We start from the raw sequence: 10,895 nt of genomic DNA, 5'->3' as shown, positions 1-10,895 counted from the left end.
ATGTCCGGCGATCCCACCAACCCCGTCACACCACCGGAACCGGTCCCGGAACCCGTCACACCCCCGCCACCGGCCCCGGTCCCACCCGCACCCGCACCGGCCGCTGAGGTCACCGATCCGGTCGCGCTGTCGGCGCTGATCGGCGATCTGCGCCGTGAACTCGATCAGGCCCGCTCCGGAGCTTCTGCGGCCGCCGATCAGGCCCGTGACGCGGTGGTGCAGGAGATCGGGCGCGCGCTGGGCCTGGTGGCCGATGAGAACAGCGACCCCGAACAGGTCATCGCCGAACTCACCGCCCGCGCCAGCACCTCCGACCAGCAGCTACGCGACTACCGGATCAAGGACGCCATCACCACCGCCGCCGACACCCACCACGGCGACCCCAAACTCCTACTCCCATACTTGCGCGGCACCGGCGCCCTCGACGGCCTCGATCTCGAGGCCGCCGACTTCGGAACGCGGCTGGACGCGGTGGTCGCCAAGGCGATCACCGACAACCCGAAACTCGCCGACACCCCACCGGTCCCGCGTTCGGGCGGGGAGTTCGGGGCGGGCAACGCCACCCCGCCACCGGCGGCCGAGGAACACGACATCGAAGCCCTGCGGCGCAAGGTCCGCGACTCCATCAACGGCTCACGCACATAGGAGAGCATCGTGGCCAATCAATTCCTCACCCCCGACGTGCTCGCGCGCCGCAGCCTCGCAAACCTCTACGAGCTCACGGTCATGCTGCCCTTGGTGTACCGCGACATCTCCGCCGACTTCGGCCCCCAGAGCGTCGGCAACACCGTCAACATCAAGAAGCCCCCGCGGTTCGAGGCCACCACCTTCGACCGCGAACGCGGCATCGTCATCCAGGACGCCCGCGAATCCAAGATCCCCGTCGTCCTCGACACCATCGCCGACGTCTCCCTCGAGGTCACCACCGAGGAAATGACCCTCGACATCGAAGACTTCGACGAACAAGTCCTGCGCCCGGCGATGGAAGCCATCTCCCAGAAGGTCGACCGCGACCTACTCGCGCTACGCGCCAAGGTCACCCAGACCGCCGGGGCCGTGCCGATGGAACCCGGCACCGGAATGCTTTGGGAGAACCCAGAAAACCTCATCGAGGCCGGACGACTGCTCGACATCAACTCCGTGCCCGCACCAGGCCGGCGCGCGGTCATCGGCCCGACCACCAAAGCCCGCTGGCTCGGCAAGCCGCTGCTGCTGCACGCGGACAAAAGCGATTCCACCGCGGCCCTCCGTCAGGGTTCGATCGGTCAGCAGGTGGTCGGGTTCGACACCTTCTGGAGCCAGAACGTCGGACAGCCCGCACCCGCACCGCGCCCCGGTGACCCGACCACCGAAGTCGGGGTCGCGTTCCACTCCACGGCGTTCGCGTTCGCGTCCGCGCCGATGGAACTACCGCCCGGCGCCGACGTGTTCGCCGTCGAATACAAGGGCCTGTCGATGCGGGTCGCGATGGACTACGAGATCCGCCACAAGGTCACCGTCATCTCCGTGGACACCCTCTACGGCGTCACCTGCCTCGACCCCGACCGCGCGGTCCTGCTGCAAGGCCCCCACGCCGCCGCACCGGCCCCGGCACCCGTGGCTGCCCCGACCCCCGAGGGCGGCGGCAACCCCGAAGGCAGTGGCGGCAATCCCGAGGGGGCAAAGCCGCCCGCCGCCAAGCGCACCACCAAGGACGCCGCGTGATGCTCGTCTACGCCACACCTGCCGACCTCACCGGCCGACTCGACCCGATCCCGGCCGACGCGGCGGCGCTGATTGAATCGGCCTCGACGCTGGTCCGCGACCACACCGTCAACGACCTCTACGCCATCACCCCCGCCGGACTGCCGTCCGATCCCGACCAGCGCGAGGCCCTGCGCGAGGCAACCTGCCTCCAGGTCATCGCCTGGACCAAGGCACGGATCACCCCGGCGACGGGGGCGCTGCGCGCCGAGGTCGCCAGCCAATCCGTGGACGGAGGGTCGGTCGCCTACCGCCTGCCTGATCCCGCCGCCGTCGCACAGGCCGCCGAACGGCTCTGCCACGAATCGGTTCTCGTGCTCCGCAACGCCGGACTCGCCTCCGGGCGACCGCTCATCTGCTGATGACCGAACCACCGCAGTATCCGTTCGGGGTGATGGTCGAGGTCTACCGCGAAGGCGAAGCCGACGCCTACGGCGACCTGCGCGACGAAGACGGGCAGTTGCTGGACCGCTACGCCCGCCCCAGTCACACCATCGGCCCCTGCCCGATTTCTTGGACCACCGGCGAAGAGTACGTCGACGGCGAATTGATCACCGTTGCCGCACAACTCACCGCACCACTCGGCTCCGACATCCGAGCGACCGACCGAGTGAAGGTCGACGGACAGCCGTTCCGGGTCGTCGGCGCGATTCTCACCCCGACCAATCCGCTCACCGGTTGGTCACCCGGCCACCGCTTCCGCATCGCCCGCGGATTCTGACAACCCTGCCCGAGGAGGACACCCGTGGACTACGACCCGACCGGCAACACCCTGGACCTGGCGGTCGGCACCGGCAGCGACACCCGCCAGATCCTGCAACACATCGTGGACCTGGGCGCGGACTACTGGCGCACCCGCTCTCATCGGCGCACCGGTCACAACGCGACATCGGTGGTCGGCTACGTCGATCCCGGCGGCGGGCACCAGTACGGCGTCGTTTACGCCTACGCCGCCTACGCCCGCTACCGGGAAGAGGGCACCCGCGACGATGCGGCCGAGCATGTGATGGCTGACTTCCTGCACTCGATCGACGGGATGTGGTGATGCCGAGCTATCCGAACGTGCACGAAGTCCTCATCACTCTGCTCACCCCGATCGTCCCCACGGTCAAGAGTCGCCGACCCGGACAACGCTTGCCCTACACCGTGGTACGCCGGGTCGGCGGTGCCGAGGACGGGACCACCGACCGGCCGATCGTGCGGGTGGACACGTATGCCGATACCGATGAGCAGGCCGAACGCCTCAAGGAAGCCTGCCGCCAGGTGATCACCGAATCCGGGGGCAGCGAAGCGGGTGGTGTCCTGATCGACACCGCCCGCGAGATCACCGGCGGCCAAGACGCTCCCGCACTGGACCCGAACGACCGGAAACTCACAGCGGTGTATCAACTGTCGTTCCGAGCGCTGTAGATCCCAAACTACCGTCGCGCAGTTCACATGCGGCGATCTCTTAGTCGTCGCTGAGAAACAGCACCGCCATCACGAGCACGAACATGGTGACGCCAATGGCAATCGGAATCCAGTGCCAGACGATGAAGCCGACAACGACCAGCGTCATCCACGTGATGTTCCAGATCCAGGCGATCTTCGGGTGCCTGTGGACAACCTCAAGGATCTTCCCCGCCACCATCTGAGCAGCGAATAGAGCGGCGAATCCGACGATGACAAAGGCGATCACGCCGACGACACCCAGGACGATCGCGATACGTGTGTCCACCAGCGACACGCTACGGCTAACGAAACCGCCATGTCTTGCCGTCAGCGCAGATCGACGGTGTGTCACGCCCGCGTGTTTGCACCATCGGCCCACCGGTCGATTCTGAAATCGCCCGCATTCGCGACAGCGAATCACGCAGCGCGGCAGCAGCGCTGCACTAACGCGCACACCACACAGTCCGTCCTCCGCGACAGAATCACCAGGAGTTGTTATGGCAGCAGCCACCTTCGAGCAGATCGTAGACGCGAACAAGGATCTGCTACTCAAACCGCTCAAGGGCGCGGTGCTGCTCGCGCCGATGACTGTGGATATACCGATCGCGTTCACCGCAGGTGCAGACGCCAAATTTCAATCGCTCCACGGCTTCTCGTCGTTGGGGTTGATTGATAAGTCTGGTGGCCCGCAGTTTCGTCCGGAGCAGCAGCTCTCGGAGACCGAGAGCTGGGGATGGCTGGAACCGACCCGTTCCGACATCGTCAAACGCGACATGTCCGCGGCGTTCACTGCGCAGGAGTACAAACGCGCTGTCCTGGAACTGGTCTCGGGCCGCAGCCTGGCCGATGTGCAGGCCGACCCAGTGACCAAGGAACTGTCGTGGAACGAGCCGACCTCCCCGGACACGATCCACTACCGGGTGATCTTCCTGTTTGTGGACGGTGTCGGACCACGGGAGAAGTGGGTGTTGCGTGTGATGCCGCGCGCGTCGGTGACCGAGGTCGGTCAGCAGCAGTGGAACGCCGAGAACATCGCCTCCTGGCCCATCACCGTGAAAGCCACCGTGGACGACAAACTCGGCTACTCGATGCGCAACGTCCTGTGCGGCCCCGGCATCGCGGACCTGGTGGTCCCGATGGGCTTCACTATCGCCGCAGGAAAGGCAGCCTGACATGCCCAACTCACGACGGCGCAAGAACCGCCGCAAGAACAACACCACCACGGCTGCGCCTGCGGGTTCGACGTGGATGCAGATGCGCGACGAAGCTCGCGCCACGCGTGACCGGAAACGCAAGCCGCCCTACATGTTCGATGGCACCACACCGCCGACCCCGATCAACGAACCCGACAGCGTCTGGCAGGTCCTGACCCTCGCGGCGGTCTTGGACGGCCAGGACGTGGAGGTGGGCCGGATCAAGGAGTTGTTCGAGGCGATGTGCGGGGACGGTTTCGAGCGGGTGTGGGCGGTGGTGAAGGACGAGTACATCGAGGTCCTGTGGCCGCTGTTCGACGCCATCAACAAGCACTTCAACGCGCTGCCCGCTCCGGAGCAGGTGGGTGAGTTGCCGGGGGGCTGAGCGGCCTCGTGCTCCTCATCGACCGCCACGGTGAGGACATCGAGGCCGACTTCTTCGACCGAGGCCGAGACCTCCTCGATTACATGCGCGGCGAGCGCCCGTGGACCCAGCTGATCCGGCTGGCGCGGCGGTTGCCGATGTGGTCGCACTACCAAGCCGCGCTGCTCATGGACCCCGAACTCGGGGCACTGCGCGCCCGCGAGGAGATCGACGAGAACGCGCCACCGTCGCCGATCTCGCCCCTGTACTACGACCTGCCGACGCTGTTGATGTTGCGGCACATCGACGTCACCAAAGAGCTGATCCGGGTCGTGGCCTCGCTGTTCTCCGACAGCCCGGCCGCGCCGATCCCGCCCGAACCGCGCCCGTCCACCGCTGAGGCTCGCGCTCGTGCTCGCGCGGACCGAGACCAGGTCCTCGACGTGCTGCATCGGCTGGGAGTCGATACCTAGAAGGCAGTCCGGGGGGTGGGGGTGGTGTCGCAGGCGTATTCGGCGGGCTCGTCCCGGCTGACGATCAATCCGGAGTTGGCGCGCAACTTCGTCAACCAGATCCGCATCCAGCTCCAGCGCGTCGCCATCACCCACGGCCTGCGGATCGTGCCGGACCTGAGCGAGTTCAACGAGCTGCTGCGCACCCGGTTGTCGTGGCGGCGGGATCTGTCGATCGGGGTGAAGATCCGCCCGGACATGTCCGGGTTCGGGTCGGCCTTGTTCACCGCGCTGGCGCCCTACCGCAACATCTCCATTCACATCCGGATCACCTTCGACCAAGCCCAACTGCTCCTACTTCTGGCGTTGTTGGCGCAGTTGCGTAACCAGTTCGGGTCCATCGGCCCGAATATGGGCGGGTTCAACATGGCGATGAGCCTGGCCTCGGCCGCCGCGACGGCGCTCAAGGTCGCGGTGATGGCCTTGGTCGCGGGGGCGCTGTTCCCGCTGATCTCCGTCGCTGCCCAAGCCGCGGGCACCCTCGCGCTACTGCCCGCGGCCGCCGCTGTCGCTGCTGCGGGGATAGCGACGCTCGCGGTCGGTGTTTCGGGGGTGAGCGCGGCGTTCACTGCCGCGAAGGCGATGTCGGAATCGGCGACCCGCGACGCCACCACCCAGGCCCGCGCCATAGCGGCTGCCCAGCGCAGCGAGCAGCAGGCCGTGGCGAGTCTGACCCAGGCCCGCAAGGACCTCAACACCGCCTACTCCGAAGCCTCGAAGAGACTGCGCGATCTCGCGTTGCAGGCGCGCGGGGCCGCGCTCAGCGAGGCCGACGCGGTGATCTCCCTCGCCGAGGCACGCCGCGATCTCGCCGCTCTGAAGTCGACCGACCCGCTCGATTACGTGCGGGCGAACAAGCGCGTCATCGACGCCGAACAGTCCCTGGCCGAGGCAAGGGCGCGCCGCGTCGACATCGACGAGGAAGCTGCCGACGCCGAAGCCAAAGGCATCGACAACGCCGATGCCGTTGTCGCGGCACGGGAGCGCCTGGCCGACGCCGAACAGGCACTGGCCGACGCCCGTACCGCCGTGTCCGAGGCCGCGTCGCAGCAGTCCAGTGCTGCTGAGGCTTTCGAGCGGGCGATGTCGAAACTGTCCCCGTCGGCGCGGGAGTTCGTCAACACCATCCGGGGTATGGGCGATCGGTGGACCGCGTTCCGGATGGCCGTTCAGGAACCGTTGTTCACCGGCCTCGGGGACTCGGTCGTCGGCCTGGCGGACGCGCAACTCGACAGAGTGCGTGACGGTCTGTCGGGGATCGCTGAGGTCATCAACACCGGCGTCCGCGACATTCTCGCTGACCTGTCGACTCCGGAGACCGGGGCCAAACTCGAGAAGATCTTCGTCAACGCCAAAGCCGCGATCGGACCGCTACTGGCCGGGGTGAACGACCTGTTCCAGGGCCTGCTGTCCCTAGCTGGCGTCGGGTCGGACTTCCTGCCCGACGCCTCCAAAGGCTTCGCGGACACGATGGCCCAGTTCCGGGCCTGGGCCGAAAGCCCGGACGGGCAGAACAAGTTCCGCGACTTCCTACGCGACTCCCTCGACGCTTTGGGCAAGATCTGGGACCTGGCGAAGTCGGTCGGCAAAGCCCTGGGCGGGCTGGTCACCTCGGCCGAACCGTCGGGGGAGTCGATGCTCGACTCGCTGGTGCGGAATCTGGATCGGTTCTCGGCGTGGTTGAACTCGCCCGAGGGCCAGGCTGCGATGCGCGAGTTCTGGGAAGACGTCCGCACCACTGTCACCAACCTCGGGCAGTTGGCGGTGTGGGTCGGCCAGGCCGCCCACAAGCTATACGAGCTGTTCGACGCGTTCCGAGACCTGACCGGCCTCAACCTGTTCCAGGGCTCGCTGTTCACCCTGATCGAAGCGATCCGAGGGGTACCCGAAGCCTTCGACAAAGTCCGCGAATGGCTGCGCGAACGGCTGCCCGACGCCCTGACGATGAGCATCCTGGACCTCGGCGGGTTCGGCGATTCCCTCGACAGCCTCGGCACCAGGGTTTCCGCCCTGGTCAACGGCATCGGCGATGCCTGGGACGGACTCCGTGATCGGCTCGCCACACCGATCAACTGGGCGATCGAACACGTCGTCAACGGCGGATTCCGCAACATCTGGAACTCCATCCGCTCCGTACTGCCGGTGCTGCCCGAATGGGCAGGCGACGTCGCCCTGATCCCACAGACTCGCCGCGCCACCGGCGGCCCCGCTGTCACCGAGGGCCGAGTGCACGGTGCTGGCTCGCGGGTCTCGGACTCGGTCCCGGCGCTGCTCTCGCGTGACGAGCATGTCTGGACCGGCGCCGAAGTCGACGGAGCAGGCGGACACGACGCGGTCCTGCGGCTGCGCCGCGCCGCACGCGCGGGGCACCTGCCGCGCTTCCGTGACGGTGGCGGGTTGTTCGGGTCGGTCACCGACTGGGTGGAGGACAAGTTCCGGGCCGTGACCGGCGGGCTCCGTGGCCGGATCGCGGAGCTGTTCCTGACACCGGTGCAGGCTCTGGTCGATCAGATTCCCGACTTCGGCGGCGGCATCGGCCTGGCACCCGCGGCCGTGCTGAAACAGGCCAGCGAATCCGCCGCCCAGGCGATCGCCGGACACTCCGCATCCAGCGGGCTCAGCGTCCCAGCGGGGGAGGCGGTGCAGCGGTGGCGCGACATGGCCATCGAAGCCCTCAAACGGGAGGGCTTCGATCCGGCGCAGGTCGAGATCATGCTGTCGCAGATCCAATCCGAGTCCGGCGGCAACCCCGACATCGCCCAAACCATCGTCGACGCCAACGGCACCGGCGAACAGGCCGGAGTCGGCCTGTTGCAGATCATCCCAGGCACCTTCGCCGCTCACCGCGACCCGACCCTCCCGAACGATCGCCGTGATCCGTTCGCGAACATGGTCGCGTCCTTGCGCTACTACAAGTCCCGCTACGGGCTGGACCTGTCACAGATGTGGGGCAAGGGCCACGGCTACGACCAGGGCGGTATCTGGGAACCGGGCACTCTCGGCTGGAACACCTCGGGCAAACCCGAAGCGGTCCTCACCGGCGAGGAGTTCCGGTGGCTGCGCGATCTGGTCGACGCCATCGCCGTCCCGGTCCCCGGCCAGACCCAACCGGGGCTGGCTGATCCGGCGCACAAGGGCCTGGGCCTGGACACCTGGGAGTCGTTGGGGAAGTCGTTCTCCGACCGGTTCACCAGCGCGGGTACGGACTTCCTGACGGGGCAGCTCGATGACTCGCTGTCGGTGGTGGGTACGCCGAACCTGCTCAATTCCGATCGGGTGCGGTCGATGCAGGACTACGGCAAGGCCCTGGAGGTGTTCGAGGCGACCAAGGCCGCCCGCACCGCAGGGAACGCCGACTACCAGTCGCTGATGAACCAAATCGCACCCCCACCCCTACCGACACCCACGGCACCGGGCGGGCCTGTGACAACTGTGGATAACTCCACCCACATCACCGTCCAAACCCGTGACGTCGACGAGGGGTATCGGCGCGCGCTCCAGATCGCGGATCTACGGGCGTTGCAGTACACCGCGAGGAGGTGACCGCCTTCGTGTATGTGTCCCCGGAGTCGGTCACCGTCGAGGTCTTCGGCGTCGATGAGTCGTATTGGATCATCAACGGCCCCAGGGCCGACCGTGACGTGATCACCTTGGCGACCAGCCCGAAGGGGATCGGGGACGCGCCGGTCACCACCACCTACAAGTCCTCGGTCTACCAGCGCGGCGCGACGTTCCAGGGCAAACGGTATCTCAAGCGCGATATCACCTTCGGGGTCAACATCCACGGCCGCGACGAAGAGGAATGGGAGAAACGCGACTCCGACTGGCGCAACGCCTGGGACTACGAACTCGACGCCTGGGACCCCGACGCCACCCTCACCAAACTCCAGATCAGCACCGACCGCTCCACCCGCTGGCTGTGGCTCGCGCTGGACAAGAGTGTCGAGTTCGAGTCCGAACGCGACCCGCACCTGCTGCGTAAGTCCCTGGTGCCGATGGCGGTCACCGCCGCGCAACCGATGTGGGAAGAACCCACCAAGACCACGTTCTGGGAGACCGGCGCGGGGTCGAGTGAGGGGTTCATCGAGGTCTCCAACCCCACTGATCTTGAGATGGCGCAGAAGTGGCTGCTTACCCGCGGCAAATGGCGTGTCCCTGACGTGTCATGGACCGGGAAGAAGTATCGACGCACCCCCGGCGGCCGCTACGGCAACCGGATGATCGACCTGCCGATGCTCGGCGACCGCGAAGGCGGCGCACGCATCAGCCTCGACCCCGACCGCCTCTACGTCCGAGACCTCAACGGCACCAACCTCATCGGACGCCTCGGCGGCCTGCACTTCATGCACCGCATCCCACCCCGCACCCCGCCGACGCTGTTGCCGATCAGCGTCACCGACGCACCCGCCGGGGGCGCACGAGCGGAGCTTCGGCAGCCGCGGTTGTGGTCCAGAGCGTGGGGGCTGCGATGAGCGTCGATCTCGATAGCATGACCCTTGCCGAGCAGTGCGAGGCGATCTGGGACGCGACCCTGGCCGCCGACGCCGCCGACGACTTCGACCGGCGTGCCGAACCCCTCGTTCGGCTCTGGGACGGGCACTGGCGACTCGCCGGACTTGTGTGCTCGGAATACCGGGCGGAGTTCACCTGGATCGACAACGACACCGGCACCGCCCTCATCGAGTTGCCGCTGGATGACCCGTTGTCGAAGTGGGTGTGGCAGACCCGCGCCCGCGTCGAAGCGGGCGAAGGCCGCAACATCCACATCACCTGCGACAAAGCCCCCGGCTCACGCTGGTCGGGACGGCTCATCGACCACAGCATCGAACGCCGCGCCGACGGCACCCAAGTCCTCACGTTGCGGTTCGTCGACGACTTCCAGCACTGCAAGTCGTATCTGATCTGGAGTAATCCGTTCTTCGACGCCTCCGTGCAGATTCCGCGCACCTTCGGCCCCGTCCCCGGCCCGGCCCGGTGGGCGCTGAAACTGCCGCTGTTCCTCAACGTCATGCGTGAGCAGGTGCAACAGCACGGCTGGCAGCTCCCCGACGACCCCCTCGACCCAGCCTCGTGGCTGGGTGCGGTCGGTTTGGATATGTCGCAGTGGTCGGTGGTTGTCGCCCCGACCAGCTTCGCCGAGGACCTCGCCGCCAGAACCTTGTGGGCGACACCGCATTCACGGTTCAAGTACTGGTACGACATGGCCCGCGACATCCTCGAGGACGCGGAACTGTCGGTGCGCTGCCGACGCTGGCTCGAAGGCGACCCGCCCCCGTGGCCCGGCGCCCCGAAACTACGCCACGGCACCCTCGTCATCGACATCGTCAACACCTCCGGCTACTACAGCGACACCAGCAACGGCGGCAACCCCTTCGACGGCTTGGTCCGCACCGTCGCGCGGTTCTCCGAGGACTTCATCGACAGCGTCGAGGAAGCCATCCTCGACCCGGTCACTCCGGCCGAATACCTCGAACAAGGTCAGCGCCGGACCCAGGTGTCGACGCCGTTCGCGGTGTATTTCGACAGCCCGACGTCGGGGGTGGAGACCTCGAAGTTTACCGAGACCGCTTCCACGGCAGTGCAGATCGTGACCGGAGGGTCCTCGATGCCGGGGGTCGCGGGTGCCCCACCCCATCACACGGGTGGGGCACC

Annotated in this window: 12 protein-coding genes and 1 pseudogene; 12 read left to right on the top strand and 1 reads right to left on the bottom strand. The window is 67.1% G+C overall.

The window, feature by feature from the left end; all coding sequences use genetic code 11:
* From ABZS43_RS34330 to ABZS43_RS34305, 6 genes are read left to right on the top strand one after another with little or no spacing between them, the layout of a single operon-like run.
* Complete coding sequence (locus ABZS43_RS34330; protein ID WP_355040171.1) at positions 1-645, top strand: hypothetical protein; 645 nt, start codon at positions 1-3, stop codon at positions 643-645.
* Between the two features lie 9 nt (positions 646-654).
* Positions 655-1,704, top strand: a complete 1,050-nt coding sequence (locus ABZS43_RS34325; RefSeq protein WP_355040170.1) for a P22 phage major capsid protein family protein — start codon at positions 655-657, stop codon at positions 1,702-1,704.
* Positions 1,701-2,105 carry a hypothetical protein gene (locus ABZS43_RS34320; protein WP_355040169.1) on the top strand — a complete coding sequence of 135 codons (405 nt, stop codon included), beginning with the start codon at positions 1,701-1,703 and terminating at the stop codon, positions 2,103-2,105. The genes ABZS43_RS34325 and ABZS43_RS34320 overlap by 4 nt, the downstream gene beginning before the upstream one ends.
* A complete protein-coding gene (locus tag ABZS43_RS34315; RefSeq protein WP_355040168.1) occupies positions 2,105-2,464 on the top strand; it encodes a hypothetical protein in 360 nt (119 codons plus the stop codon). The genes ABZS43_RS34320 and ABZS43_RS34315 overlap by 1 nt, the downstream gene beginning before the upstream one ends.
* A 24-nt stretch (positions 2,465-2,488) precedes the next feature.
* Complete coding sequence (locus ABZS43_RS34310; RefSeq protein WP_355040167.1) at positions 2,489-2,788, top strand: hypothetical protein; 300 nt, start codon at positions 2,489-2,491, stop codon at positions 2,786-2,788.
* Positions 2,788-3,153, top strand: a complete 366-nt coding sequence (locus ABZS43_RS34305; RefSeq protein ID WP_355040166.1) for a hypothetical protein — start codon at positions 2,788-2,790, stop codon at positions 3,151-3,153. The genes ABZS43_RS34310 and ABZS43_RS34305 overlap by 1 nt, the downstream gene beginning before the upstream one ends.
* A gap of 40 nt (positions 3,154-3,193) precedes the next feature.
* Here ABZS43_RS34305 and ABZS43_RS34300 read toward each other — a convergent pair whose 3' ends face one another.
* Positions 3,194-3,460 carry a hypothetical protein gene (locus tag ABZS43_RS34300; protein ID WP_355040165.1) on the bottom strand — a complete coding sequence of 89 codons (267 nt, stop codon included), beginning with the start codon at positions 3,458-3,460 and terminating at the stop codon, positions 3,194-3,196.
* 211 nt (positions 3,461-3,671) lie between these two features.
* On the opposite strand from ABZS43_RS34300, the gene ABZS43_RS34295 reads away from it, so the two are divergent.
* From ABZS43_RS34295 to ABZS43_RS34270, 6 genes and pseudogenes are all read left to right on the top strand, one after another.
* Complete coding sequence (locus ABZS43_RS34295; RefSeq protein ID WP_355040164.1) at positions 3,672-4,346, top strand: hypothetical protein; 675 nt, start codon at positions 3,672-3,674, stop codon at positions 4,344-4,346.
* A gap of 1 nt (position 4,347) precedes the next feature.
* The gene (locus ABZS43_RS34290) at positions 4,348-4,752 is read left to right on the top strand and encodes a hypothetical protein (RefSeq protein WP_355040163.1); all 405 of its coding nucleotides are present in this window, start codon (positions 4,348-4,350) and stop codon (positions 4,750-4,752) included.
* An 8-nt stretch (positions 4,753-4,760) separates the two neighbouring features.
* Positions 4,761-5,204, top strand: a complete 444-nt coding sequence (locus tag ABZS43_RS34285; protein ID WP_355040162.1) for a hypothetical protein — start codon at positions 4,761-4,763, stop codon at positions 5,202-5,204.
* A 24-nt stretch (positions 5,205-5,228) separates the two neighbouring features.
* Positions 5,229-8,786, top strand: coding sequence for a hypothetical protein (locus ABZS43_RS34280; protein ID WP_355040161.1), 3,558 nt, complete (start codon positions 5,229-5,231; stop codon positions 8,784-8,786).
* Positions 8,783-9,715 (top strand): hypothetical protein, encoded by a 933-nt coding sequence (locus ABZS43_RS34275; RefSeq protein ID WP_355040160.1) that lies wholly within the window; start codon positions 8,783-8,785, stop codon positions 9,713-9,715. Before ABZS43_RS34280 ends, ABZS43_RS34275 begins: the two co-directional genes overlap by 4 nt.
* Positions 9,712-10,895: pseudogene (locus tag ABZS43_RS34270) on the top strand (phage tail protein); the annotation flags it as partial. The gene ABZS43_RS34275 and the pseudogene ABZS43_RS34270, both read left to right, overlap by 4 nt.

The sequence above is a fragment of the Nocardia sp. NPDC005366 genome (assembly GCF_040606855.1).
GTDB lineage: Bacteria > Actinomycetota > Actinomycetes > Mycobacteriales > Mycobacteriaceae > Nocardia.
This window is presented reverse-complemented; position numbering and strand designations above follow the sequence as displayed.

What these genes read in the sequence shown, in the direction of transcription:
- ABZS43_RS34330 (WP_355040171.1), top strand. Translation starts at nt 1, where the DNA reads ATGTCCGGCGATCCCACCAACCCCGTCACACCACCGGAACCGGTCCCG.
- ABZS43_RS34315 (WP_355040168.1), top strand. Translation starts at nt 2,105, where the DNA reads ATGACCGAACCACCGCAGTATCCGTTCGGGGTGATGGTCGAGGTCTAC.
- ABZS43_RS34305 (WP_355040166.1), top strand. Translation starts at nt 2,788, where the DNA reads ATGCCGAGCTATCCGAACGTGCACGAAGTCCTCATCACTCTGCTCACC.
- ABZS43_RS34295 (WP_355040164.1), top strand. Translation starts at nt 3,672, where the DNA reads ATGGCAGCAGCCACCTTCGAGCAGATCGTAGACGCGAACAAGGATCTG.
- ABZS43_RS34290 (WP_355040163.1), top strand. Translation starts at nt 4,348, where the DNA reads ATGCCCAACTCACGACGGCGCAAGAACCGCCGCAAGAACAACACCACC.